The 23,708-nt window shown below is 70.8% G+C and carries 24 protein-coding genes; 12 read left to right on the forward strand and 12 right to left on the reverse strand.

The features are described 5' to 3' along the window. The first annotated feature begins 26 nt into the window (after positions 1–26). The gene (locus tag ACZ5WC_RS04110) at positions 27–650 is read left to right on the forward strand and encodes a ScbR family autoregulator-binding transcription factor (RefSeq protein WP_468539358.1); all 624 of its coding nucleotides are present in this window, start codon (positions 27–29) and stop codon (positions 648–650) included. A 45-nt stretch (positions 651–695) separates the two neighbouring features. On the opposite strand, the gene ACZ5WC_RS04115 is transcribed toward ACZ5WC_RS04110, so the two are convergent. From ACZ5WC_RS04115 to ACZ5WC_RS04135, 5 genes are all read right to left on the reverse strand, one after another. After that, positions 696–1,715: a 4'-phosphopantetheinyl transferase family protein gene (locus tag ACZ5WC_RS04115; RefSeq protein ID WP_468539359.1), complete on the reverse strand. Its 1,020-nt coding sequence runs from the start codon at positions 1,713–1,715 to the stop codon at positions 696–698. 13 nt (positions 1,716–1,728) lie between these two features. After that, positions 1,729–2,424 (reverse strand): acyl carrier protein, encoded by a 696-nt coding sequence (locus ACZ5WC_RS04120; RefSeq protein WP_468539360.1) that lies wholly within the window; start codon positions 2,422–2,424, stop codon positions 1,729–1,731. A 123-nt stretch (positions 2,425–2,547) separates the two neighbouring features. Next, a complete protein-coding gene (locus ACZ5WC_RS04125) occupies positions 2,548–4,440 on the reverse strand; it encodes an anthranilate synthase family protein (protein WP_468539361.1) in 1,893 nt (630 codons plus the stop codon). Between the two features lie 38 nt (positions 4,441–4,478). Next, positions 4,479–5,144: an isochorismatase family protein gene (locus ACZ5WC_RS04130; RefSeq protein WP_468539362.1), complete on the reverse strand. Its 666-nt coding sequence runs from the start codon at positions 5,142–5,144 to the stop codon at positions 4,479–4,481. Positions 5,145–5,220: 76 nt separating this feature from the next. Next, positions 5,221–6,363: a 3-deoxy-7-phosphoheptulonate synthase gene (locus ACZ5WC_RS04135; RefSeq protein WP_468539363.1), complete on the reverse strand. Its 1,143-nt coding sequence runs from the start codon at positions 6,361–6,363 to the stop codon at positions 5,221–5,223. A gap of 603 nt (positions 6,364–6,966) precedes the next feature. On the opposite strand from ACZ5WC_RS04135, the gene car reads away from it, so the two are divergent. Next, positions 6,967–10,407, forward strand: a complete 3,441-nt coding sequence (gene car, locus ACZ5WC_RS04140) for a carboxylic acid reductase (RefSeq protein ID WP_468539413.1) — start codon at positions 6,967–6,969, stop codon at positions 10,405–10,407. 130 nt (positions 10,408–10,537) lie between these two features. Here the strand turns inward: car and ACZ5WC_RS04145 are convergent, their stop codons facing one another. From ACZ5WC_RS04145 to ACZ5WC_RS04155, 3 genes are all read right to left on the reverse strand, one after another. Next, positions 10,538–11,653: an SPFH domain-containing protein gene (locus tag ACZ5WC_RS04145; protein WP_468539364.1), complete on the reverse strand. Its 1,116-nt coding sequence runs from the start codon at positions 11,651–11,653 to the stop codon at positions 10,538–10,540. Positions 11,654–11,681: 28 nt separating this feature from the next. Then, on the reverse strand, positions 11,682–12,119 hold the full coding sequence (locus ACZ5WC_RS04150) for an NfeD family protein (protein ID WP_468539365.1): 438 nt from the start codon (positions 12,117–12,119) through the stop codon (positions 11,682–11,684). Positions 12,120–12,278: 159 nt separating this feature from the next. Next, positions 12,279–14,459: a DEAD/DEAH box helicase gene (locus tag ACZ5WC_RS04155; protein WP_468539366.1), complete on the reverse strand. Its 2,181-nt coding sequence runs from the start codon at positions 14,457–14,459 to the stop codon at positions 12,279–12,281. 224 nt (positions 14,460–14,683) lie between these two features. Between ACZ5WC_RS04155 and ACZ5WC_RS04160 the strand changes: the two genes are divergently transcribed. Next, positions 14,684–15,040: a hypothetical protein gene (locus ACZ5WC_RS04160; RefSeq protein WP_468539367.1), complete on the forward strand. Its 357-nt coding sequence runs from the start codon at positions 14,684–14,686 to the stop codon at positions 15,038–15,040. Positions 15,041–15,119: 79 nt separating this feature from the next. Then, positions 15,120–15,857: an alpha/beta fold hydrolase gene (locus ACZ5WC_RS04165; RefSeq protein ID WP_468539368.1), complete on the forward strand. Its 738-nt coding sequence runs from the start codon at positions 15,120–15,122 to the stop codon at positions 15,855–15,857. A 70-nt stretch (positions 15,858–15,927) separates the two neighbouring features. On the opposite strand, the gene ACZ5WC_RS04170 is transcribed toward ACZ5WC_RS04165, so the two are convergent. From ACZ5WC_RS04170 to ACZ5WC_RS04180, 3 genes are all read right to left on the reverse strand, one after another. Continuing rightward, positions 15,928–16,821: a cytochrome c biogenesis CcdA family protein gene (locus tag ACZ5WC_RS04170; RefSeq protein ID WP_468539369.1), complete on the reverse strand. Its 894-nt coding sequence runs from the start codon at positions 16,819–16,821 to the stop codon at positions 15,928–15,930. A gap of 5 nt (positions 16,822–16,826) precedes the next feature. Next, on the reverse strand, positions 16,827–17,414 hold the full coding sequence (locus tag ACZ5WC_RS04175; RefSeq protein ID WP_468539370.1) for a redoxin domain-containing protein: 588 nt from the start codon (positions 17,412–17,414) through the stop codon (positions 16,827–16,829). A gap of 463 nt (positions 17,415–17,877) precedes the next feature. Continuing rightward, positions 17,878–18,003, reverse strand: coding sequence for a DUF427 domain-containing protein (locus tag ACZ5WC_RS04180; RefSeq protein ID WP_468539371.1), 126 nt, complete (start codon positions 18,001–18,003; stop codon positions 17,878–17,880). Positions 18,004–18,151: 148 nt separating this feature from the next. Between ACZ5WC_RS04180 and ACZ5WC_RS04185 the strand changes: the two genes are divergently transcribed. Together ACZ5WC_RS04185 and ACZ5WC_RS04190 are read left to right on the forward strand one after the other, a co-directional pair. Further along, positions 18,152–19,429, forward strand: a complete 1,278-nt coding sequence (locus tag ACZ5WC_RS04185; RefSeq protein WP_468539372.1) for an APC family permease — start codon at positions 18,152–18,154, stop codon at positions 19,427–19,429. A gap of 100 nt (positions 19,430–19,529) precedes the next feature. Further along, positions 19,530–20,036, forward strand: coding sequence for a DoxX family protein (locus tag ACZ5WC_RS04190; protein WP_468539373.1), 507 nt, complete (start codon positions 19,530–19,532; stop codon positions 20,034–20,036). Here ACZ5WC_RS04190 and ACZ5WC_RS04195 read toward each other — a convergent pair whose 3' ends face one another. Further along, a complete protein-coding gene (locus tag ACZ5WC_RS04195; protein WP_468539374.1) occupies positions 20,037–20,348 on the reverse strand; it encodes an Rv3488 family transcriptional regulator in 312 nt (103 codons plus the stop codon). 466 nt (positions 20,349–20,814) lie between these two features. Between ACZ5WC_RS04195 and ACZ5WC_RS04200 the strand changes: the two genes are divergently transcribed. The 6 genes from ACZ5WC_RS04200 to ACZ5WC_RS04225 all read left to right on the forward strand — a co-directional run bounded on the left by ACZ5WC_RS04200 (position 20,815) and on the right by ACZ5WC_RS04225 (position 23,609). Further along, positions 20,815–21,057: a type II toxin-antitoxin system VapB family antitoxin gene (locus tag ACZ5WC_RS04200; RefSeq protein ID WP_468539375.1), complete on the forward strand. Its 243-nt coding sequence runs from the start codon at positions 20,815–20,817 to the stop codon at positions 21,055–21,057. Further along, the gene (locus ACZ5WC_RS04205; protein ID WP_468539376.1) at positions 21,057–21,476 is read left to right on the forward strand and encodes a PIN domain-containing protein; all 420 of its coding nucleotides are present in this window, start codon (positions 21,057–21,059) and stop codon (positions 21,474–21,476) included. Before ACZ5WC_RS04200 ends, ACZ5WC_RS04205 begins: the two co-directional genes overlap by 1 nt. Positions 21,477–21,743: 267 nt before the next feature. Then, on the forward strand, positions 21,744–22,130 hold the full coding sequence (locus ACZ5WC_RS04210; protein ID WP_468539377.1) for a CPCC family cysteine-rich protein: 387 nt from the start codon (positions 21,744–21,746) through the stop codon (positions 22,128–22,130). Then, a complete protein-coding gene (locus ACZ5WC_RS04215) occupies positions 22,127–22,858 on the forward strand; it encodes a HEAT repeat domain-containing protein (protein ID WP_468539378.1) in 732 nt (243 codons plus the stop codon). Before ACZ5WC_RS04210 ends, ACZ5WC_RS04215 begins: the two co-directional genes overlap by 4 nt. A 107-nt stretch (positions 22,859–22,965) precedes the next feature. Further along, complete coding sequence (locus ACZ5WC_RS04220) at positions 22,966–23,217, forward strand: hypothetical protein (protein ID WP_468539379.1); 252 nt, start codon at positions 22,966–22,968, stop codon at positions 23,215–23,217. After that, positions 23,217–23,609, forward strand: a complete 393-nt coding sequence (locus ACZ5WC_RS04225; protein WP_468539380.1) for a DNA-binding protein — start codon at positions 23,217–23,219, stop codon at positions 23,607–23,609. The genes ACZ5WC_RS04220 and ACZ5WC_RS04225 overlap by 1 nt, the downstream gene beginning before the upstream one ends. Positions 23,610–23,708: the final 99 nt, after the last annotated feature.

Here is a 23,708-nt window from a genome sequence, read left to right on the forward strand (position 1 = left end):
ACTTTACCGGCGAACGGAGCCCGAACATGGAACGTCAGATGCAGGACCGTGCGCTGCGCACACGTGAGTTGCTGTTGCGCGCGGCGGCGGAGGAGTTCGACGCGGCCGGCTACGCGGGGACGGGGCTCAACAAGATCGCGAAGCGGGCAGGGCTGACGGTGGGGGCGCTGTACTTCCACTTCGAGTCGAAGGAAGGCATCGCGAGGGCGGTCATGATGGCGCAGCCCGAGAGCATCGAGCCGCACCTCGACACCCAGGGCCTGCAGCGCATCGTGGACATCACCCGGGTGTGGTCGCACCAGCTCCTGAAGGACCCGCTGCTGCGCGCCGGTGTACGGCTCTCGGTGGAGCAGGGCAGCTTCGGCGTCCACGACATCTCCCCCTACCTCCAGTGGCGGGACGTCATGGAGCAGTGCCTGTGCGATGCCCGGGACAGCGGGGAGCTGCTGCCGGGGGTCGACCCGAGGTGGGTGGCCGAGTTCGTCGTCAGCGCGTGCACCGGCGTCCAGCTGTACGCACAGCTGGTGAACGGCCGGAAGGACCTGCCGGAGCGCACGGTCGAGATGTGGCGGCTGCTGCTCCCGGGGATCGCCACGCCCGGGACCCTGCCCCGTATCGATCTCAGCCCGCGGCGCGGCGACAAGTCCTGAGCCGCACGGCCGTTCCCCGTGCGGCCCGCCACCGCCCGTGCCGCGTCAGCGGCCGGCGACCGGCTCCGGCAGCCCCAGCAGCTCCGGCGCCTTCCGGCTCCAGGGGAAGCCGCGGTGCAGCTGGAGGACGGAGGGTACGGCGGCGTCGGCGAGGAGTGCCACGGCCGCCAGCACACCGGGCTCGGGTTCGAGCTCCAGGAACCGCCACGGCAGGGCGGCTTCGGACTCGGGCGGCCTGAACGCCAGGACCCCGCGCTCCTCGTGCAGGGTGAAGGAGAAGCTGTCGAAGGGGAGCCCGAGGCCCAGCCCGCGCGCCTTGGAGTACGCCTCCTTCAGCGTCCACAGCCGCAGGGTCCGGCAGTCCCGGGTACGGCCCGGCGCAGCCCGCGCCACCCAGTCCCGTTCGTCCTGCGCGAAGGTCTCGATGATCGCGTCGAGCCCCTGCTCACCGCGGTCGACGCGCTCCACGTCCACCCCGATCCGGTGGCTGCGCACCACGCCGAGCAGGTTGTGGCCCTCGGCATGGGACAGGTTGAAGTCCAGCTCCTGTCCGCCGCGCGGCAGTCCGACGGGGGGCCGCTCCAGGAACGGCCGCCCCCGTGCGGACCGCCAGATCACGGCTTCCGCCTCGGGCAGGCCGCTCTCCAGCGCGAGTACGCGCCGAACGAGGGCGTGGGCGACCAGATACTGCCGCCGGTCGTGTTCGAACAGAAAGCGGCTCGCGGTCTCCTGCTCCTCCTCGTCGAGCCAGTGCCGGGCCAGGGTGACGGCGAGTGCGGAGTCGAGCTCGTCGTTGGAGCAGTACCAGAGCTTGATGGGCTCATGGGCCCCGCCGGGCAGCGGCAGGAACACCGGGGCCGCCGCACCGGACACCGGGGCCGCCGCCGCACCGGACGCCGGGGCCGGGGAGGCAGATACCGGGGCCGGGGAGGCGGGCGCCGGGGCCGGGAAGCCGCCGTCCGTTCCGCGTCCGGGTGCCCTTCGCCGTTCCGCGAGGAGCCACACGGCCTGCTCGCGCTCCAGGAGTCCGGCCTTGAACCGGGTGAGTATTTCGCGTTCGTCCATCGTTGCCGCCCGTTCACGCCTGGTGAGGCAGCCGCGTGAGCGCCTCGTCCACCGAAAGCCGGTCCGCGCGCACCGCGTCGAGGAGCGCGCCCAGTTCTTCGTCGGCCGCCGGGCCGTCGGCGGCGGGCGGCCCCTCCGCCTTGGCGACGCGCGCGATATGAGCGGCCATCGCGGCGAGCCCGGGGCGGTCGAGCAGGGTGACGGCGGGCTCGTTCATGCCGTAGGCGTCGTTGATGGCGGCGACGAACTTCGCGCCGCGGATGGAGTCGACACCCAGCAGGTTGAAGGGGGCCGAGGGGTCCAGGGCCGCCGGCTCGCAGCCCAGGATCCCCGCCAGACGCTCGCGCAGGAAGCCGAGGATGTCCTGCGTGGCGTCGGGCGTGCCGGAAGTGGCGGACTCCGGGGGCGCCTGCTCACCTTCCTCCACGACACCGGCCTCACGTGCCACCTGCCCGGCGAACGCCAGCAGCGTGGGGTGGGCGAACAGGGCCGTGGGCTTGAGGCCGGTTCCGTAATGGGCGTTGACCACGGAGACGAACTGGAGGGTCGCTACGGACCCGATGCCCATCGAGCGGAACGTCAGCCCCGGATCGAGCTGCTCGGGCCGCACCTTCAGCACGTCGGCGAGCAGCGATATGAGCTCGGCCACCACCGCGGCCGGTGCCGCGTCGGAGGTCGCCGAGGCGAGAGTCTGGTCGTGAAAGGACATGCGTGGGCTCCAAGTATCCGTCTGTCCGTGTATCCGTGCGGAGTGCGGCGGCCCGCTGGGCAGGCCGCGTGAACTGCGGCGGCTCCCGGGCCCGGCCGTTGCGCCGGGCCCGGGAGCGGCCGGTCAGCCGACGCGTGCGGCGGCCAGGCTCTCCAGGAGTGCGGCGATGACCCCGGGGCCGTTCTGGGTCAGCACGGACTCGGCGTGGAACTGCATGGAAGCGAAGCCGCGGGCGTGCAGACCGTGGACCTCACCGGTCTCCGGATCGCGGCTGATCCGCACCGGCCCGTGCTCGGGGTGGTCGAACCCGTCCTCCTCGGCGTGCGCGGCGAAGGTGTTGTAGAAGCCCACCCGCGCACGCCCGCCGAACCAGTCGATCTCGTGCTGGACGCCCTGGTTGGGGACCGGCCTGCGGTGCAGGGACAGGCCCAGGACCGTGCTGAGCACCTGGTGGCTCAGACAGACGGCCAGGAAGGGCCGGCGCTCCGCCAGCAGCCCGGTGACGGCGTCCCGCAGATGGGCGATCTTGGGGTGGTCCGTCTCGCGCGGATCGCCCGGCCCGGGCCCCAGGATCACCAGGTCGTGCGCGGTCACGTCGTAGGGCTCGTCGAAGCGGCGCACCGTGACCTCGCACCCGAGGGAGCGCACCTGGTGGGCGATCATCTCGGTGAAGGTGTCCTCCGCGTCCACCACCAGGACCCGCAGCCCCGCCAGGGGCTGTTCCTGCCCGGAGTGGCCGCCCGGATCGCGCAGCCAGAAGTCGGCGATCCCCTCGTTCCGCCGGTCGAGCGCCGTGCGGACGGCGGGGTGGGCGCCGAAGCGGAGGGGCTCGGGTTCACCGAGCGCCGCGAGCAGCCCCGCCGCCTTGGCCCGGGTCTCGCGCACCTCGGACTGGGCGTCCGAGTGGCGCACCAGGGTCGCGCCCGTCCCGATGCTCATCCGCCCCGAGGCGTCGATGTCGGCGGTACGGATGAGGATCGAGGAGTCGAGCGTGCGGCCCCCCGCGGCGTCGCGCCCGATGAGGGCGGCGACCCCGCTGTAGTAGCCGCGCCCGACGGGCTCGTAGCGGCGGATCACCTTGGCCGCGCTCTCCAGCGGGGAGCCGGTCACCGTCGGGGCGAACAGCGTCTCGCGGAGGATGTCGCGGACGTCCCGGTCGGTCGTGCCCTCGATGAAGTACTCGGTGTGGGCCAGGCGTGCCATCTCCTTGAGGTAGGGGCCGACCAGCCGGGCGCCCGAGGGGCAGACGCGCCCCATCATCTTCAGCTCCTCGTCGACGACCATGTAGAGCTCGTCGGTCTCCTTCCGGTCGTCGAGGAACTCCAGGACGCCGTCCAGGGAGGGGCCGTCGGCGGGATAGCGGTAGGTGCCGCTGATGGGGTTCATGACCGCCACTCCGCCGTGCACGCTGATGTGCCGCTCGGGCGTGGCGCCGACGAACGTACGCCCGCCCGTGTGCACGAGGAACGTCCAGTACGCACCGGACTCGCGCTCCAGGAGCCGCCGGAAGACGGCCAGGGCCACCTGCCGCGAGAAGCCGGGCAGTTGGGCGACGAAGGAGCGCTTGATGACGAAGTTGGCCCCCTCTCCGGTACCGATCTCGGTGTCGATCACGCGGCGCACGATGTCCGCGTACTCCTCGTCGGGCACGTCGAACCGTCCGTCGACGAACTTGACCGGCCCGCCCGGGAGCCGGGACAGCGTCGCGCCGAGCGGCACCGCGGCCTGCTCCCGTACGGCCATGGAGAGCAGGGACTCGCCGTCGGCGCGGGCCTGGTACCCCCGCTCGGTGATCTGCCCGTACGGGATCATGACCAGCAGGTCGTGTCCCGCACCGGGCGGCGGGTCCTCGGCGAGCGGCAGGTCCCTGAGCGCGGCGACCTCGGTCACCTCGCCGAGGAGGATCTCCAGGGTGTCGGCCCCGGCCTGCTCCGGCCTGTGGAGCAGGGCGAAGTCGTCGGCGCCGCCGTCGAGAATCCGCGCCAGGAGGTCGGGGGTTTCGTGTACTGAAGCCATGGTCTTCCCCGTGGGGTGAGGTGGTACGGACTGCGCGTTCACCGGCCGGCTCCTGACTCGCCGGGTTCGCCGAGCTCACCGAGCGCGGTCTTGGTCGTGAGCACCCGGCCGGCCCGCCGCGCGACGTAGTCCAGGGCGAGGCGGTGGTCGTCGGCCGAGAAGTCGGCCACGGCGTCGGCCACCAGGAAGGGCTGGATGTCGTGGGTGTACGCGTCCACCGCGGTCATCAGGACGCCGATGTGCGCGTAGACACCGCAGACGATCAGCTGGTCGCGCCGGTGGAAGCGCATGCGCTCCAGCAGGTCGGACCGGTGGAAGGCGCTGTACCGCCACTTGGTGAACTCCCAGTCGCCCGGCCGGGATTCGAGCCCGGGGACGATCCTGCGGTCCTCCGGGGTGGGGTTCATCCCCGGCCCCCAGAAGTCGCGGAGCAGACCGCGCTGCTGCGTGGTCATGCCGCCGGGCTGGGCGGTGTAGGCGACGGGGATGCCCAGCTCGGCGCAGCGGTCCCTGAGGAGGGCGGCGTTGGAGACGAGGGCGCCGCCGGGTTCGCCGGTGCGGGGAAAGGGCCTGAGGAAGAACTCCTGCATGTCGTGGAGGAGCAGCACGGCCCGGTCCGGGTCGGGCACCCAGCTCACGGTGTTGTCGGGGAGGTCCCCTTCCGCCGGCATGGGGTAGGGCTCGACGGGCGGTATCTGAGGCACGGGAAGTCGCGTCCTTTCCGTGGTGAGTGGTGAGTGGCGAGTGGTGACGGGATGTGTGAGGGGGGTACGGGGAGGGCTATCCGCGCCAGGCGGAGACGACCTCGACCGCCTGCTGGGGGTTGAGCCGCGGGTCGCAGAAGCTCAGGTACTTCTCACCCAGCCGCCCGAGCTCGGCCTCGTCGCGCACGCACTCGACCACGGCCTCCGGAGTGGTCTCCAAGTGCAGCCCGGCGGCCACCCCGCCGTTCTGCGTGACGGCCTCCTGGAAGTTCACGACCTCCTGGACCACGGTCTTCACGAGGCGGGTCTTGGTCCCGTCCGGGCCGCTGACCGTGTTGCCGTGCATGGGGTCCGACAGCCACAGCACGGGGTGCCCCGCGTCGTGAACCGCCTTGACCAGCGCGGGAAGGGTGCGGGCCGCGTGGTCCGCGCCCATCCGCGAGATGAGCGTGAGCCGACCGGGCTGGCGCTGGGCGTCGAGCCGGTCGCACAGGGCCAGCAGCTCGTCCGGCGTCATCGTGGGCCCCACCTTGACCGCGACGGGGTTGGAGACGGCGGCGAGCAGCGCGATGTGCGGGCCGTCGAGCTGCCGGGTGCGCTCCCCCACCCAGGGCCAGTGGGTGGAGGTGAGGAGCAGCGAGCCGTCCGACTCGCGGCGCAGCAGCGGGAGTTCGTAGTCGAGCAGCAGCGTCTCGTGGCTCGTCCAGACGGGTACGTCGAGGTCCGTCCTGCTCTCGGTGCCACGCCAGCCCAGGAAGTGGATGATGTCGCTGGCGGAGCGGTACCCGGACAGCAGGTTCCGGGGGTCGGGGCGGCGCAGCTCGGCGTCGGGCTCCGGGCGGTTGACCATGTGGCCGCGGTAGACGGGGAGTTCCTGCCCGTCCACCTTCTCGACGGCCGCCGAGCGGGGCTTGGCGTACTGCCCGGCGATCCGGCCGACCCGCAGCACCGGCAGCCCTGAGGCCAGGCGCATCGTCCCGGCGAGGACGTCAAGCAGCGCGCCCTTGCGCCGGACGTCCGTCGGAGTCGCCTCCGCGGGGTCCTCCGCACAGTCACCTGCCTGGACGATCTGGAGGCGGCCCGCCGCTGCCTCCATGAGCAGGGTGCGCAGCCGCTGCGCCGCCTCGGCGTCCACGAGGGCGGGCATCCGGCTCAGGTCCGTGCGGACCGCTTCGAGCTCGGGGTGGCCTTCCCAGTCGGGCTGCTGGAGTGCGGGCATGGAACGGAGATAAGAGACTATGTCGATCATTGGGTTCCCTCGCGTGGGCCGGACACGGGCGGTCCGGCTGTCGACAGACCTGGTGGTGCGCCAAGGAGCACGGAAAAGCAGGCGCAGAATCGGACGCGGAAGCACATGCGGATGCAGATGCGGATGGCGATGTCGCGCGCCCTTCGGCGGCTTTCGGCCGGAGAGTTCTTTTCCGGCATGAAAGCCCATGGAGATCCCGGGATGTTGAGCCGCGTATCCATTGCTCAGCTCAGACGTGGAAATCCGGCGCTTCTCGCACCGCCGGCCGACCGGGACCATCTCTCGGACGGGTATCACTCTTGAGCCACGGCGGCCGACGGACAACCCGGCGGAACATAGTCCGTCAGGTGGACGGCGCCCCCCGCCCCGGCTCCTGCCGTTCGGCGGATCGCCCAGGGCGGACCTGACGGACTCCAACTCATGGGCTCGAATGTTCGGTTCGGCCCCGCCTAGCATCACGGCGCGCCCTGGGCGATGGGGAGGGGATTTCGCCGGCCGCGCCCCGCGGGGCGATTCCCTGTTCGTCCGGCCTCAAGCGTCCGACGTCAAGAGTCGGCGTAATCCAGTGATGCGATACGGAGATTCATCATGCGACTTGCGCGAGTGATGGCCGACATAATGGAGCAGTTCGCCGAACGCCCCGCCCTCGGGGAACGCGCGAAGGAACTCGTCGAGGAAGCCGGTACGGGCCGTACCCGTATCGGCCTGCTGCCCCGGTACGAGACGACCACCTACGGTGAACTCTGGCAGCGGGTCCGTTCGGTGGCGAGCGCCTGGCACCACGACGGCAGCCCCTACGCGGTGCGGGCCGGGGACCGGGTGGCGATTCTCGGTTTCGCCAGCATCGATTACACGACGGTCGATCTCGCCTGCGCCCATCTCGGCGCGGTCAGCGTTCCTCTCCAGACCAGCTCCGCGGTGTCACAGCTGAACGCCATCGTCGAGGAGACCGAGCCGGTCGTCGTCGCGACGAGCATCGAGCGCCTGGAAACGGCGGTCGAACTGGCCCTGGCGAACCCGTCGGTGCGGCGCCTGGTGCTGTTCGACTACGTACCGGAGGTAGACGATCAGTCCGACCGGTTCACCGCGGCCCGGGATCGCCTGGCGGAGCACGGGCGCGGGCCGGTCATCGACCTCCTGGGGGACGTACGCGCACGAGGGGCCGAGCTCCCCGAGGCGCCGCTGTTCGACATCGAGGGCGACGAGGACCCGCTCGCCATGCTCATCTACACCTCGGGCAGCACGGGAACCCCCAAGGGCGCCATGTACACCGAGCGGCTGGCCCGGGCCATGTGGGGCGGGGCCTGGTCGCAGCTGTTCTCGGACGAGCACGCGGCGAACCTCCACTACATGCCGATGAGTCATGTCGCCGGCCATTCCTCGCTGAAGAACACCCTGGCCCGCGGCGGCACCACGTACTTCACGGCGAACAGCGATCTGTCCTCCTTCCTGGAGGACATGGCGCTGGCGAGGCCCACGGAAATGTCGCTGGTTCCGCGCGTGTGCGAAATGCTCTTCCAGAAGTACCAGAGCGAGCTCGACCGCCGGTCGGCCAAGGGCGGCGACGGAGACCTGGAGCGGATCGAGGCCGAGGTCAGGAAGGACATTCGCGAGAATGTCCTGGGCGGCCGTGTGGGATGGGCCAGTTGCGGATCGGCCCCGCTCTCCGCCGAGCTGAAGGAATTCACCGAATCCCTGCTGGGGATCGAGGTGCACATCATCTACGGTTCCACCGAGGCCGCCGCCGTCTCGGTCGACGGAAAGCTCCTGAAGCCCCCGGTCATCGACCACAAACTCGTCGACGTACCGGAACTCGGCTACTACCGGACCGATTCACCGCACCCCCGGGGTGAACTCCTCCTCAAGACCGAGGCGATGGTGCCCGGCTATTACAAGCGGCCGGAGCTCAACGCCGAGATATTCGATGAGGAGGGCTATTACCGTACGGGCGACATCGTCGCGGAGATCGAGCCGGGACGTCATGTCGTCCTGGACCGGCGCAAGAACGTGCTCAAGCTGTCCCAGGGCGAGTTCGTCGCCACCTCCCGCCTGGAGGCGGTCTTCGCGGTCAGCCCGCTGGTCCGGCAGATATTCGTGTACGGGAACAGCGAGCGGTCCTACCTGCTCTCGGTGGTCGTCCCGACCGCGGACGCCCTGGAGCAGTCCGGCGACGACGAGACGACGCTCAAGAAGCTCCTCGGGGAGTCGTTCCAGGAGATCGCGAAGGAGGTCGGGCTGAACTCCTACGAGATACCGCGCGACTTCCTGATCGAGACCGAGCCGTTCAGCCAGGGCAACGGCCTGCTCTCCGACCACCGCAAGCTCCTGCGCCCCCAGCTCCTGGAGAAGTACCGCCCGGCTCTGGAGGAGACCTACTCCGCCATCGCTTCCAGGGAGAAGGACGAGCTGCGCGACGTACGCCGCGGCGGCAAGGACCGGCCGGTGCTGGAGACGGTGCAGCGGGCGGCCCAGGCGCTGCTGTCCACCGCGACGTCCGGGATCGGCCCCGGTACGCGCTTCCGGGAGATCGGCGGGGACTCCATGTCCGCGGTGACCTTCTCCGATCTCCTCTACGACATCTTCGGCGTCCGCGTCCCCGTGGACGTGATCATCAGTCGCGGCACCGACCTGCGGCGGATCGCGGGCTATGTGGAGGAGAAGCTCGCGGCAGGTCCCGGGCGGGTGAGTTTCGCGTCGGTCCACACGGAGGGCAGCACACGGGTCCGGGCTGTGGACCTGACCCTCGACAAGTTCATCGACGAGGAGACGCGGGCCGCCGCCCCGGCCCTGCTGCGGACCGTGGGGCAACCGCGCACCGTGCTGCTCACGGGGGCGAGCGGCTATCTGGGCCGGTTCCTCTGCCTGGAGTGGCTGCGGCGGCTGGCCCCGGTGGGCGGCAAGCTGATCTGCGTGGTGCGCGGGACGGACGACGCCGCGGCCCTGGCGCGGCTGGTGGAGGCCTTCGGCGACCAGGACGGGGCCGGGGACGGCGAGCCCGCCCGGACGTTCCAGGACCTGGCCCGCGACCACCTGGAGGTGCTGGCGGGCGACATGGCGGAGCCCCGGCTCGGCCTGGACGAGCAGGTGTGGCAGCGGCTGTCCGGCGAGGTGGACCGGATCGTCCACGCCGGCGCTCTGGTGAACCACGTGCTGCCCTACAACCACCTCTTCGACGCCAATGTGGTCGGGACCGCCGAGCTGATCCGCCTGGGACTCACGGGCCGGCTGAAGCCGTTCACGTACATATCGAGCGTGGCGGTCGCGGCATCGCTGCCCGGCGGGGCCCTGGACGAGGACTCCGACGTCCGCGTCGCCCTCCCCGACCAGCCGGTCGACGACGGCTACGCCAGTGGCTACGCGACCAGCAAGTGGGCCGGTGAGGTGCTGCTGCGGGAGGCGCACGACCTGTACGGCCTCCCGGTCACGACGTTCCGCTCGAACATGATCCTGGCGCACACCGGTTACGCGGGGCAGCTGAACGTCACCGACATGTTCACGCGGCTGCTGCTGAGCCTCGTCGTCACGGGCATCGCCCCGCGCTCCTTCTACGAGACCGACGGCACGGACCGCCGCCCACGCGCCCACTACGACGGCCTCCCGGTCGACTTCACCGCCGAGGCCGTGGTGACGCTGGGAGGCGAGGCACGGGCGGGGTACCGGACCTACAGCCTGGTGAACCCGCACGACGACGGCATCTCGCTGGACACCTTCGTCGACTGGCTGAACGAGGCCGGTCACCGCATCGACCGGGTCGAGGACTACGACGACTGGCTCGCGAGGTTCGAAACGGCGCTGCGCGCGGCTCCGGAGTCGCAGCGGAAGCACTCGATCCTTCCGCTGCTCGACGCACACCGGACTCCGGAGCCCGTCATCAGCGGATCGGCCATTCCGTCCGCCCGCTTCCAGGCCGCGGTGAAGGAGGCGGGTCTGGGCCCGACGGGCGCTATCCCGCAGCTCTCCCCGGCATTCATCGAGAAGTACGCGAAGGACCTGGGGCACTTGATCGCTCCGTGACCTCCGTGATCTCCGTGACAGAGGGAGGCGGTGCGCTCACCCGGCAGCGGGTCTGGGCGCACCGCCCGGCGGGAGGGACGCTCAGCCGTGCCCGAACCCGTACCGGTAAGAGGCCCGAGTGGCCCCTCCCTCACTCACCGTCGCCGTCGCCGGAGGTCCGCCCCTTGGAATTCTTCTTCTGGGGCAGGCGGGCCTCCCCCACGGCCTCGGCCTCGGCCTTCGCGTCGCTCACGGCGGCGGCGGCCTGCATGGCGACCTCGTTGGCGGCCTCGGCGGCGTCCAGCGACAGGGACGAGGCGGCCTCCAGCTCCGGCGCGGCGCCCTCGCCCGAGGCGGCCGCCTCGTCATCCTCGGCGGACGGAGGAAGACCCGTGTTCGACTGGTCGCCGAAGGCGCTGGTCACGGCGCGGACCGCCTCGGTCAGCTCGCCGGGGATCACCCAGAACGTGTTGTTCTCGCTCTTCGCGAGGTGCGGGAGCGTCTCCAGGTACTTGTAGGCGAGAACCTTCGCGTCGGCGTTGTTGCGGTGGACGGACTTGAAGACGAGCTCCACCGCCTTCGCCTCACCGTCCGCCCGCAGGATCATGGCCTGCTGCGTGCCCTGTGCCTCCAGGATGTCCTTCTGCTTCGTACCCTCCGCGGTGAGGATCTTGGCCTGCCGCTCCCCTTCGGCGTGGAGGATGGCCGCGCGCTTGTCACGCTCGGCACGCATCTGCTTCTCCATCGCCTCTTTGATGGTGTTCGGCGGATCGATGGCCTTGATCTCGACGCGGTTGACCCGGATGCCCCACTTGCCGGTCGCGTCGTCGAGGACGGCACGGAGCCGGGCGTTGATCTCCTCGCGGGAGGTGAGGGTCGCCTCCAGGTCCATGCTGCCGATGACGTTACGCAGGGTGGTCACCGTGAGCTGGTCGATCGCCTGCAAATAGTCGGCGACCTCATAGGCAGCCGCCCGCGGATCAGTGATCTGGTAGTAGAGCACGGTGTCGATGTTCACCACGAGGTTGTCCTCGGTGATCACCGGCTTGGGGTCGGACGAGTACACCTGCTCACGCACGTCGAGCTTGGTGTTGACCCGGTCCGCGACCGGCATGACGAAGTTCAGACCGGGCTGGAGCGTCCGGCGGTACCGGCCGAACCGCTCGATGTTGTAGCGGCGCGCCTGCGGAACGATCCGCACGGTGGCGGCGACAAGAAAGACGACGACGATCACGGCCACGAGAATCGGGATGACAACCGGATCCATGCTTCCTCCTTCGCTCGTGTCCCGCCGTTCACGGAAGGAGCTCGCGGGGGTACACGATGGCGGTGGCGCCCTCGATCTCCATGACGTCCACCAGTGCTCCCACCGGGATCACATGGGTTTCGTCGAGAGCACGGGCGGACCATTCCTCACCGGAGACCTTGATCAGCCCGTGGGTCGCGGTGACCTCCTGCACGACCTCGGCCCGCTTGCCGATCAGCGCGTCGCTGCCCTCGTGGGTGAGGGGTGACTGCGCCATGGCCCGCAGGGCGATGGGACGGACGACGAGGAGGCCTGCTGCCGCTGCCAGCCCGAGCGCCACCAGCTGGCCGAGAAGGCCGATGCCCACACCGGCCACGACAGCCGCGACCAGCGCGGCTCCGGCCAGCAACCCGAAGACCAGCGTCAGGGTGAAGAACTCCGCGGCGCCGAGCGCCGCGGCGGCGAGCAGCCAAGCAAGCCACGGCATCGAATCAGCCTCCCCAAGGGGACCTATACACCAATCTACCCTCCGGACACCGGCCGGAACCGCTCATGCGTACATCCGTGCGAAACCGGCGGTGCCCCGGGTGATCCTCTGCTCCCGGTTCCGGCGGGTGGGCGTCCCCACTGCCCGACTGCGCCCGGTTCACTCGGTCGGCATGAGCCTCTCGTCCGTCATACCGAGACGAGCCTGTTCCTCCTCGACGATCCGGCGCGCCAGCTCGGTGTCCGACACGTCGACCGCGTCCGGGGTGGCTTCGGCCACGGCGCTGCGGCGGGCGTAGGCGTCGAACAGGCGCGTCTTGGCCTCCAGCATCTCCACCATGCGTTCGTCCACGCCCCCCGTGGCGAGGAGACGGTGCACGCGAACGGGCCTGACCTGGCCCATACGGTGGGCCCGGGCCACCGCCTGATGCTCGACGGTCGGCTTGATCTGGGGTTCGCAGATGACGACCACGGAGGCGGCCTGCATGTTGAGGCCGACGCCCGCTGCCTGGATCTGCCCCAGGAGCACCGCGGGGCCCCGGACCCCGGCGAACTCGTCGACGATCTCCTGGCGACGCCCGGCCGGGACGCTTCCCGTCAGCGGACCGAGCACGGGAGTGGCCCCGGTGGTTGCGGCCGCGAGGGCCTCCTGCACAACGCCGAGTACGTCCTTGAAATTGGAGAAGACCACCGTCTTCTGCCCGTTCTCGGCGGCTTCCCGAACGATCTCCCGGAGCCGGTCCAGTTTGGCCGACTTCTCGGGGCGCATGTACGCGGCCCTGCGCATGGCCATGAAGTTGCCCGCGCGCACGGCTTCGCGGTACGCCTCCTCGTCCGATGGGCTCAGTTCCTCCCACTCATCGGTCTGCTGGAGGCTCGGGAGTTCCGTCAGCACGTCCTCCTGGTTGCGCCGCAGGTAGACCGGGGCCACGGCCTTGCGGAAGGCCACCGATCCGGCCAGCGCGTCCCGTTCGCCGAGGGAGTCCGCGACGTCGCCGTCGAGCATCCGGACCAAGTTGCGGAACTCCACGACCCTGTTCTCCATCGGGGTCCCGGTCATGAAAAGGGTGCGCTCGCAGCGCTCCGCCCACAGGCCGACCGCTTGGGACCGCTTGGTCTTCGGGTTCTTCACGGAGTGCGCCTCGTCGACCACCAGCAGGCCGACCTCCCCGCCGCCCGGTGCGGGAAAGCCGCGCAGCGCGTCGAACGTGGTCACCCCGACGCCGCCCCGCCCCTTCCAGTCGGCGAACGCGTAGTGCCGGTCGGGGCCGTGGAGCACCATGACGCGCAGGGCGCTGCGGGCCTCGATCTCCCGCGTCCAGTTCACGAGGACGCTCGCCGGGCAGACGACCATGAAGTGACTCTTTCCCTCGCCGGCCAGGTGGGCGAGGACGGCGATCGCCTGGATGGTCTTCCCGAGGCCCATCTCGTCGCCGAGTATCACCTTGCGCTGCGCAAGAGCGAACCGTGCGCCGAACGCCTGGTAACCGCGCAGGGAGACCCGCCGGTGGGTGTCGTCGAGGTGCTGGGTCCGTACCCGCTCCGCGATCTCGTCCGGCAGGAAGCCCTCTGCGGCAGCCGCGTCCGGCCGCCGCCCGGAGATCTCGGCGAGCAGGCTGTAGTACTCGGCGGAGCGGAGTTCGAAGTCCACCCAGGCCGCGACGTCGGACGAGAGCCCCCGAAGCAGATCCACCGACGCCTGGGCGAGCAGCTCGGGCAGACCGGCCCGCTCCGCCTCGTCCACGAGCGACCGGGTCTCGGCGACCGCCGCCGACGCCCGGGCCTTCTTCTCCCGGCCGGCCAGAAGCATCCGGACCCTGCTGGCGGCGGGCCTCGCGCCGGCCAGCAACGGACCGAGCCGTTCCGCCAGGTCGGTGGCCTTGTCGACCGCACGCCGGGCGTCCGGACCCGCCTCCACCAGGACGTGCAGGGCCACGACGAGCGCGGTGGTACGCGGTTCCGGCCGGTCCACGTCGATGTGGACGGCCACGGTCTCGTGCACAGCCTCGGAAAGCCGTCGGGCGGCGGCGAGCAGCTGGTCGACGGTGCGCTGCCCGACACCGGGAATCTGCCGCAGCCGGTAGGGGCCCGCTTCGAGGACACTGCCCAGGGTGCGCAGTCCGCTCTTCTCGACGCTCCCCAGCCGCAGCCGCCCTTCGGTGACGTCCTGAAGCCGGGCGACGGGAATGGCGTCGAGTTCCCGCTTCACCGCCGCGTCGTGGATCGGCTTCAGTGCCGCGCGTACCGCCTCCACTGCCCGTCCGTGGTCACCGGCCACCGCCTGCGCCGCCTCGTACAGTCGCGCTCCCCTGGCGACTGTGTCCCGCTCGCCACGCCCCACGCTCTCCCGCCCCTCTCCGGCCCTCCCCGCATCCTCCCACCGACCGCACGGGCCCCGACGGGCGTTCGCAGCTCCTGCGGATCGACCGAGCCCCGGGGCAGTCATGCACGCCCCGGGTCAGCGTCGGTGCAAGCCGTGCCGGTGCCCGGTGTCGGGCCCGCCCGGACCGGGTATGCCCCGCCCTGGCCACGCCCAGCGGCGGGCGGGGCGACAAGGGGGCTGCGATGAGACGCGGGAGCGTGGACAAAGGCTGTCTGGGCGTCGGGCTGGTCCTCCTGCCCTTCGCCCTCGGGCTCGGGTACGTGCTGGTGATGGCGGCCTGGCGGCTCGGACGCCACCTCTGGACCACAGGCGGGCCACGGCTCGCCGAAGGCGACCCGGCCGCGTGGGCCGCCCTCGGCATGGTCCTCTTCCTCAGCGCGGTGATCGCCCTCATCCACTGGCACGCCGGCCGCGACGGCGGACCCAACCCCGTTCCCGGCCGGGCCGTCCACCGAGGGGAAGACTGGCACTGGGAAGCCGAACCGATCGATTACCCACCCAGGCGGAACACCGGCACCCGCCCCCCGCCCACCCCGTAGCCAGACCCCGCCCACCGGACACCACACACAACACCGCCCGGGGACAGGGGTGTTCACGGCACGCCGCTACGCTCGCCCCATGAGCGAGATCGTGGTGGTACGGGATGGCTCCGGGCCGGAGATCCTGCTGGTGCATGGCGGTGCGAGCCCGCGGACGACGTGGGGCCCTGTCGCTCCACTGGCCGACCGGTGGACACTGGCGTACGTTCATCGCCGCGGCTATCCGCCGAGCCCACCACCGCGGAGACGTCAGGACTTCGCGGTGGACGCCCTGGACCTGGCCCCGCTGCTCGTCGGTCGGCCCCACGTGGTGGCCCACTCCTACGGCGCCCTCGGGGCGTTGGCCGCGGCCGCTGCCGCGCCGGGCAGCGTGCGCTCGCTCACCCTGATCGAGCCACCGCTCAACTACCTCGTCCCTGATGACCCCGAGGTGGCACGGCTCGAACACCTCGGCGATACGGTCCTCGCCCGCGGCATGGATACGGCCCCGGCCCAGCTGCGGGAGTTCCTCCAGCTCACGGGTGCTCCCATGGTCGACGGCCCGCTCCCCGAAGGCGTGGTCGCCGGTGTTCGACGGGCGCATGGTGGCCGACCGCCCAGCGAGGCGCGCCCGCGGCTCGACGTGATCCGTGATGCCGGCGTCCCGGTGCTCGTCGCGTCCGGAGACCACGCGGCCGCGCTTGAGCGGATCTGCGATGCCCTCGCGGCTGCGCTCGGCGGGGAGCGCGGCGTGCTTCCGGGCGCCGGTCACTTCGTCGCCGCGGCACCGGGCTTCACCGAACGGCTTGAGACCTTCCTGCGCAAGAACGCCACGTGACGATCAGAGCCTGCTCCGCATGACGGCCCGCAGACCGTCGCCGAGACCGGTTGTGCCACCCACGGCCGGGTCAGGCCGGGTCTTCGGGGGCGCGAGATGAATCGAGGTCCGTAGCGGCGGGCTTGCGTGTGGCCCTGCGTCGCCGGAACGCCAGCGCCGCGATCAGCAGGGCCGCGAACAGGGCGGCCAGCGCTGCCGGACCGATGCCGTCCACGCTGTCGGCGATCGCTCGCTGGACAGTGGCCGCCGCCTCGATGACGGGGTCCACGGTGGCGGGGTCGCGCTGCACGCGGATTTCGTACCAGCCGTAGTACGCGACATACGCACCGACGAGGAGGAGGAGTCCCCCGCCGAGGCGGGGGGCGATGGCACCGGCCCGGCGAAGGTGTGTGACGGCGGTGGTGCGAGTGAGGGCGACGGTCAGTGAGGCGGCGCCGACGATCAGGCCCATGCCGCCGGCGTACGCGGCGAAGAGGAGGGTGCCTTCGGCCGTGGACCCGCTGCGGAAGGCGGAGACGACGATGGCGAGGAACGGGGCGATGGTGCAGCCCAGGGAGGCCGTGGCGTAGGCCATCCCGAACAGTGCCATCGACGGGACCGAGCGGGTGACGGCCGGGGCCCGGCGAACTTTCGGCATCAGGGCAGGCAGTTGGCGTCCGGCCAGCATCCAGGCGCCGGCGGCGGCCATGAGCAGTCCGAAGGCGATGGTGAACCAGGGCAGGTGCTCCTGGACCTGTCCGGCGACGGGCTGGATCGCGAGGCCGAATATGCCGAAGAGGGCGGCGAAGCCGACGGTCATGGCGGCGGTGGCGGTCAGGGCCCTGCCGATGGCGACGGTCCGGGTGGGAGTGTCGTCGCCGAGGACGAGGAGGGAGAGGTAGGCCGGGAGCAGGGCGAAGCCGCACGGGTTGACGGCCGCGAGCATGCCAGCGGTGAGGGCGAGGGCGAGGGGCAGGTCGGACATGGGGTTCAGCCGGTGAGTCCGGCAACCTTCTCCCCAAGTCCCTCGCCTCCGGGCAGGACGCCCTCATAAACCGTCTTGCCGTCCTTGTCGAGGATGACGTAGCGGCTCTGCTCGGTGACCTCGAACCGCTTCCAGACCTCGCCCTTCTCGTCGGAGAGGTGGGGGAAGGCCGAGGTGCCGGTGTCGGCGACGAAGCCCTTCATGGCCGCGTTCTTGTCCAGGCCCGCCACGCCCACGACGTTGGCCCTGCCCGCGTAGTCGGCGGCGACCTTCGCGGTCTCGGCGGCCTGCGCCTTGCACTTGGGGCACCAGGGCGCCCAGAACCACAGCACGGTCGGCTTGCCGGCCAGCGTCTTGGCGTCGAAGGGCTTGCCGTCCACCGTGGTCGCGGTGAACCGCAGTGCCTGCGGTACCCGCGCCCCCGTGTCTCCGCTCTCACCCGTTCCGGCGGATGCGGGCGGCTGCGCCGGGGACGACGCGGTCGAGGCGGACGCGCCCTCCGCCGCGTCGTCGGAGCTGCTGCCGGAGCCGCATCCCGTCAGGGTGATCAGAGCGGCGGTGAGGGCGGCTGGGAGGAGGGTGCGGGCGCGCATGGAGGACTCCTGTGTGCTCGGGATGGATGTGACTGTAGATCCATCCCGCCATCTCCCGGGCGCTGGTGGTCTTACGGTTCGGTGACGTCAGCCCGCGGCGTCCCTGAGCCGTTCGGGGCCGAGGACGGTGATGCGCCTGAGCGCCTGAGCGCCTGCTGGGGCTGCTGGGGCTGCTGGAGCACCGCACCCGCCTCGCCGCCGCGGACATCCTGACGCTGATGCGCGGCAACCTCCCCCTTCGGGGAGTACGCCGCCACCCTCGCCGATGCCGCCTACTGGACGTGGCTCACTCTGCACCACGAACCCAGCCGCACCCTACGTACGGCGGCCGTCGCCGCCTGAGCACTCCCCGTCGTCACCGTCACCGGGCTCGCACTGCGCCGCGGCACCACGCCCGAGCGGCCCCGCCCCGTCCTGCTGCGCCCGGCCGCCGCCCTACAGGCCGTCGTCGCCCTGAGGCGGCTCACCCGCCGCTGACCGCCAGGCTGTGGTAGCGGGCCACTCCCTTCCAGAAGCACAGCGACCTGGCCCTGCTCGGCGTGAGGCTCTGCCGGTGCACCGATTCGGGCGGGTCGGCGCAGTCGGGCATTCAATCCCAGAGAGGCGGGGCCCCTTAGCGGCTGGTCACCGCTGGTCGCCGCTGGCGCTCAAGGCCCTGTGGCCCGACGACGGACTCATATATCGTCTTCCGATATCGGAGCTCGTTAGTGGTGGCTCCGCCGCCCAGGGAGTGGTCCATGAGCAGTCCAGCAACCCCCGCCGCCGATGTCCCGGGAGGGCTGCGGCGGCACCTCGGCGTGAGTGACGCCGTCCTCATCGGTCTGGGATCGATGATCGGCGCGGGGATCTTCGCGGCGCTCGCCCCGGCCGCCCGCGCCGCCGGTTCCGGACTGCTGATCGGCCTGGCTCTGGCGGCGGTGGTGGCGTACTGCAACGCCACCTCCTCCGCGCGGCTCGCGGCCCGCTACCCGTCCTCCGGCGGCACCTACGTATACGGCCGCGAACGCCTCGGCGACTTCTGGGGCTATCTGGCCGGGTGGGCGTTCGTGGTCGGCAAGACCGCCTCCTGCGCGGCGATGGCGCTCACGGTCGGTTCGTACGTGTGGCCGGGCCAGGCCCAAGCGGTCGCGGTCGCGGCGGTGGTGGCGCTGACCGCGGTGAACTACGCCGGGGTGCAGAAGTCCGCGCTGCTGGCTCGCGTGATCGTGGCCGTGGTCCTGGCCGTGCTCGCCGCCGTGGTGGTCGCCGCACTCACTTCCTCCGCATCGGACGCGGCCCGGCTGGACGTCGGCTCGGACGCCACCTTCGGCGGCGTGCTGCAGGCGGCGGGCCTGCTCTTCTTCGCTTTCGCGGGATACGCGCGCATCGCCACCCTCGGGGAGGAGGTCCGCGACCCTGCTCGCACCATTCCTCGGGGCATCTCGATCGCGCTGGGCATCACCCTCGTCGTCTACGCCCTCGTGGCGATCGCCGTCCTGACGGCGCTGGGCCCGAAGGAGCTGGCGGACGCGACCGCGCCGCTGTCGGATGCCGTCCGGGCCTCGGGCGCCGACTGGCTGGCTCCGGTCGTCCGTGTCGGCGCGGCGGTGGCCGCGCTCGGCTCGCTGCTCGCGCTGATCCTCGGCGTTTCCCGCACGACCCTCGCCATGGCCCGCGACCGGCACCTGCCGCACGCCCTGGCCGCCGTCCACACGAAGTTCCAGGTCCCGCACAGGGCCGAACTCGTCGTCGGCGTCGTCGTCGCGGTCCTCGCAGCCACGGCCGACGTGCGCGGCGCGATCGGCTTCTCCTCCTTCGGCGTGCTGGCCTACTACGCCATCGCCAACGCCTCGGCCTGGACCCTCACTCCGGACGAGGGCCGCCCGCCCCGGGGCGTCCCCGTCCTGGGACTGGCCGGGTGTCTGGTCCTGGCCTTCGCGCTGCCACTGACCTCGGTTGTTTCGGGTGCTGCCGTGCTCGCCCTGGGGGCTGCCGCGTACGGCGTGCGCCGCGCAGTCGCTGCCCGCAGGCCGTAGTCCCTCGCGCCACGCCCGGGCGGCGGGAAAGCGTCCCCGCCCCTCTGCCTCGCGGGACGATATCGGCATCCGATACGGCTTGGGAGAAGGGCATCCCCGTATGGCACGGTCCAGCACCTGGCAGGCGAATCCGACCACGACCAGCGCACCCGCCGCGACGGTCCTCATCCGCGCCTACGTAGGTGCCGTCTTCCTGTCCGAGGGGATCTTGAAGTTCCTCCGCCCGGACGCGCAGGGCGCCGGCCGGTTCGACAAGGCCGGCATCCCCGCCCCCGGCTTCGTCGCGCCCCTGGACGGCGTCTTCGAGATCGGCTGCGGTGTCCTGATCCTGGCCGGACTGCTGACCCGGCTCGCCACCGTGCCCATGATCGTGAACATGCTCGGCGCGCTGCTGATCACCAAACTGCCGATCCTGTGGGGCGACGCGCCGCTGTTTGCCGGCAAGTCCGGCTGGTGGGACTTCGCCCATGAGTCCCGTACCGACCTCGCCCAGCTGTGCGGCAGCCTCTTCCTGCTCGTCGTCGGCGCGGGCGCCTACTCCCTCGACGCCCGCCTGGCCCGCACGCAGGCCGCCGCCCCGGCAAGCTCACCGGCCATCCACGGCTGATCAGGCCGGGGCGCCGTCGTCTCCGAGGACCTCGCGGGCCAGCTCCTTGAGGGCCCTGCGGTCTTCGGCGAGGGCCTTCTTCCCGGCCCCGGTGGCCCGGTAGACGCGCCGCGTCCGGCCGTCGACGACCTGCTGCTCGGAGGTGAGCAGCCCGTCGGCCTCCAGACGGTGCAGCGTGGGGTACAGGGTGCCGGGGCTGATCCGGTAGCCGTGGCGGGCCAGTTCCTCGGTCATCCACGCGCCGTGGATCTCCTCCTCGGCCGCGTGGTGCAGGATGTGCAGCCGCACCGCGCCCCGCTGGAACTCCCGCACCCCGTACACCTCCACGCCGCTGTCCCGGCAGTGACGAAACCGATATCGGCCTTCGAGTCTACGCCGCCGGGGGCTCTTCCCGGCCAGTCCGGGCAATCCGCGACGACCTCAAGGGGCGTGGCCCGGTGTCGACGATGACGTACGGTTCCGCCTGCTCCCGTTGGACCTTCTCCGTGAGGGCGTGGGCCTGGGCAACCGCCCTCGCCCGACGCTGGTTGCAGTCGAGGGCCCAGAACACGCGACGGAGCCACCACCGTGAAGCGGAGCATCGACAACTCCGCGATGACCTGCGGGAACAACTCACGTACAGGATCGATCCAGCGTGGATCCAGCAACCGTCCAGGGTTCCGGGCGATCCCGAGCCCAAGGGCCGTCCGGTGCAACCGGACCACGAAACGACAATCGCTCTTACTATTGAAACGGTATCGTTTCGCCTGGTGCGCCTCCCGGAGAAGGGAGCCGAACCATGGCTCGGACAGTCATCGATCTCGACGAGGACATGGTCGCCGAGGCTATGCGCATCTTCGACACCAAGGCCAAGGCCAAGGCCGTGCGACTGGCCATGGAGGACGCCGTCAAGCGTCACCTGCGCCAAGAGTTCTTCGACGCCATGGACGCAGGCGAGCTCGACTTCAGCGAGATCATCGACAACACCGGCCCCCGCGACGCCGACGGCTCCCTCAAGCGCACAGGCGGCCAGGCCGCCTGATGCGAGACCGCTACCTCATCGACAAGTCCGCCCTCGCTCGATGGTCGAAACCTCCGGCGAAAGAGGCACTCCAGCCGCTGCACGACCGCTACCTGCTAGCCGTGTGCCAGCCCACCGAATACGAGATGGTGCACTCCGCCCGCACCAGCGCAGAAGCGCTGCGCATCAGCACCTGGCTCCACGCATTCGACTACCTCACCTGTGACGACGACACCTTCACCCATGCCCTGGAGACCCAGCGCCACGCCCTCAACGCCGGCTTCCAGCGCACCCTGTCCCTCCCCGAACTACTCATCGCCGCTGCCGCAGAACTGCACCGGCTGACCGTCCTCCACTACGACGGCAACTTTGACATGATCGCCTCCGTCACCGGACAGCCAACCCAATGGGTGGTGCCCCCGGGCAGCGCCGACCACTGAGCTGACAGCAGGACGGCCCGACCCGCGTCTTCGCGGGTCAGGCCGGATCTGGGTGCACGATCAGTACGCTGAAGCGGAATGTCTGCGGCCTGATCCTGACCTGCGGCGGAGCCCCTACAGGGCTCTGACCTGGGGTTTCCTGGTTGTGCTGCGTTGGCTCCCGACGGCCGTTTACGGGTGTCCTGCGGACTGGCTGCGGACCGGCCGGGGGTGCCGAGGCCGAGAAATCCATGGCGCACCGGCCGGACCTGCTACGAGACTGCGCAGGTGAGCGACTCCTACCCCTGTCCCTGCTGCGGGCACCGCGTGCTCGACGCCATGCCCGGCTCCTACGAGATCTGCCGCGTCTGCTTCTGGGAGGACGACGGGCTCCAGTTCCGCTGGCCGACCATGCCCGGCGGAGCAAACCAGGTCTCCCTGATCGAGGCCCAGCGCAACTACCGGGATTTCGGCGCGTGCGACCAGCGCTGTCGGCGGTACGTCCGCCCGCCGGCCGAGGACGAGCCGCTCGACCCCGCCTGGCGCCCCATCGACCTGACGCGCGACTCCTTCGAGGACTGGGCAGCCGAGGACCGCGCCCCGTGGCCCGACGACCACTCGGTGCTCTGCTGGTGGCTGCCCACTTTCTGGCGCCGGGACCTCTCCGCGTCATGACCTCCCACATCGAGACACTCGTCCAGCAGCTCGACGGCAAGGCCGACGAGTCCTACGACGCCCGCGCGGAGCTGATCTGGATCGGCGCCGACGCCATCCCCGCCGTCATCAACGGCCTGCCCTCCCTCGGCGGCTTCGGCCAGCTGACCGCCATCGAGGTCTTCGAGGAGGTGGGCGACCCCCGTTGCGGCCCCGCTCTCATCGGCCTGCTGGACAGCGACAACCCGACCGTCCGCGAATGGGCGGCCGTGGCCCTGGCAAGCCTGGAGATCGACGGCGCCATCAAGCCCCTGCGTCATGCCTATCGCGCGTGCCTGGAACGGGCGACCCCTCCGGACTGGACCGAGTCTGTCGGCATCCGCTGGGCCCTGACCGAACTCGGCGCACGCACCCCCGTCGTCCCGCCGCTCACCGCGCGCCTACGACCCACCGCTGCGGACAACGCCCCCGGCTGGCCTTCAGCCCACTTCACCGAGATCATCAACGACCTGGCCGACCACGCCCAGGTGATCCTCTACTCACAGTTCTGGCGAGTGGACGTCGGCCGCACGTACGGCGTCTCCGGGCCCGGCCTGGACTGGGAACTCGACTGGACCGCGCCCTGGGAGTACTTGGTCGAGGAGTCCCGCACCTGGTCCCTGCTGGAAGCCTCCGAAGCCCCCACCGGCGACAACATCTTCGTCGCCCCCACCTGGATCGACCGCACCGACCTGTCCCCGGAGAGGTGACCAACGCCGTCCCAGCGCCCCGAGGCGACCGGCCACGTACGCGCCGATCTGCGCAGGCACCGCCATCTTCCCCGCGACACAGTACGACCATTGGCAGCATCGACACCATGAGCGGTAGCAAGAAATACTCCATCAGCCTGCCCGAGGATCTCGCCGAGGCTGCACGCGCCCACGTCGGACCCGGCGGTTTCTCTGCCTACGTCGCCGAAGCTCTCGAACAGCGGATCGCCATGGACAAGCTCCGGGAGATCGTCGCCGACTTCGAGACCGAAAGCGAAGCCCTCACCCGCGAGGAGTTCGAGGCCGCCCGCGCGCTGCTGCGCCACAACCACCGGCGAGTCGGCGGGGCCGGCGCCTGATGCCCGGCACCCACCTGCTCGACAGCGAAGGCCTCTCGAAGCTCTACCGTAAGGACCGCACTGTTGCGGCTCTGGTCCAAGCAGCTTCAGAGGAGGGCGTCCGTGTCGCCACCAGCGCCATGACCACTCTCGATGCCGACTACGAGCGCATCCACCCCGCACGCATCAGGTGGATCCTTTCCCGCGTCGACGTCCATGACATCACCAAGGAGATCACCGACCAAGCCGCCGCCCTCCTGCGCACCCACCGTCCGGCCGCACCGCACGGACCCGCCACCAACGACCCACAGGCATGGACCCCACACGACAGAGACCTGCCCGGACCACCAACAGGCGCACCGGGCCGCCCTCTTGACGAACCGTCAGACGTTGAAGCGGAACGTTCAGCATAGCGCTCCGCCGAGTAGCCGGGGGGAATCTCACCCCCCGGCCCTCACAGAACCGTGCGTAACAGTCTCCCGTTACACGGCTCTTGTCGTCCTGGTCATCAG

The sequence above is a fragment of the Streptomyces sp. NPDC033165 genome (assembly GCF_055577965.1).

What these genes read in the sequence shown, in the direction of transcription:
- ACZ5WC_RS04110 (WP_468539358.1), top strand. Translation starts at nt 27, where the DNA reads ATGGAACGTCAGATGCAGGACCGTGCGCTGCGCACACGTGAGTTGCTG.
- ACZ5WC_RS04115 (WP_468539359.1), bottom strand. Translation starts at nt 1,715, where the DNA reads ATGGACGAACGCGAAATACTCACCCGGTTCAAGGCCGGACTCCTGGAG.
- ACZ5WC_RS04120 (WP_468539360.1), bottom strand. Translation starts at nt 2,424, where the DNA reads ATGTCCTTTCACGACCAGACTCTCGCCTCGGCGACCTCCGACGCGGCA.
- ACZ5WC_RS04125 (WP_468539361.1), bottom strand. Translation starts at nt 4,440, where the DNA reads ATGGCTTCAGTACACGAAACCCCCGACCTCCTGGCGCGGATTCTCGAC.
- ACZ5WC_RS04135 (WP_468539363.1), bottom strand. Translation starts at nt 6,363, where the DNA reads ATGCCCGCACTCCAGCAGCCCGACTGGGAAGGCCACCCCGAGCTCGAA.
- ACZ5WC_RS04145 (WP_468539364.1), bottom strand. Translation starts at nt 11,653, where the DNA reads ATGGATCCGGTTGTCATCCCGATTCTCGTGGCCGTGATCGTCGTCGTC.
- ACZ5WC_RS04150 (WP_468539365.1), bottom strand. Translation starts at nt 12,119, where the DNA reads ATGCCGTGGCTTGCTTGGCTGCTCGCCGCCGCGGCGCTCGGCGCCGCG.
- ACZ5WC_RS04160 (WP_468539367.1), top strand. Translation starts at nt 14,684, where the DNA reads ATGAGACGCGGGAGCGTGGACAAAGGCTGTCTGGGCGTCGGGCTGGTC.
- ACZ5WC_RS04165 (WP_468539368.1), top strand. Translation starts at nt 15,120, where the DNA reads ATGAGCGAGATCGTGGTGGTACGGGATGGCTCCGGGCCGGAGATCCTG.
- ACZ5WC_RS04170 (WP_468539369.1), bottom strand. Translation starts at nt 16,821, where the DNA reads ATGTCCGACCTGCCCCTCGCCCTCGCCCTCACCGCTGGCATGCTCGCG.
- ACZ5WC_RS04175 (WP_468539370.1), bottom strand. Translation starts at nt 17,414, where the DNA reads ATGCGCGCCCGCACCCTCCTCCCAGCCGCCCTCACCGCCGCTCTGATC.
- ACZ5WC_RS04180 (WP_468539371.1), bottom strand. Translation starts at nt 18,003, where the DNA reads ATGCCCGACTGCGCCGACCCGCCCGAATCGGTGCACCGGCAGAGCCTC.
- ACZ5WC_RS04185 (WP_468539372.1), top strand. Translation starts at nt 18,152, where the DNA reads ATGAGCAGTCCAGCAACCCCCGCCGCCGATGTCCCGGGAGGGCTGCGG.
- ACZ5WC_RS04190 (WP_468539373.1), top strand. Translation starts at nt 19,530, where the DNA reads ATGGCACGGTCCAGCACCTGGCAGGCGAATCCGACCACGACCAGCGCA.
- ACZ5WC_RS04200 (WP_468539375.1), top strand. Translation starts at nt 20,815, where the DNA reads ATGGCTCGGACAGTCATCGATCTCGACGAGGACATGGTCGCCGAGGCT.
- ACZ5WC_RS04205 (WP_468539376.1), top strand. Translation starts at nt 21,057, where the DNA reads ATGCGAGACCGCTACCTCATCGACAAGTCCGCCCTCGCTCGATGGTCG.
- ACZ5WC_RS04215 (WP_468539378.1), top strand. Translation starts at nt 22,127, where the DNA reads ATGACCTCCCACATCGAGACACTCGTCCAGCAGCTCGACGGCAAGGCC.
- ACZ5WC_RS04220 (WP_468539379.1), top strand. Translation starts at nt 22,966, where the DNA reads ATGAGCGGTAGCAAGAAATACTCCATCAGCCTGCCCGAGGATCTCGCC.
- ACZ5WC_RS04225 (WP_468539380.1), top strand. Translation starts at nt 23,217, where the DNA reads ATGCCCGGCACCCACCTGCTCGACAGCGAAGGCCTCTCGAAGCTCTAC.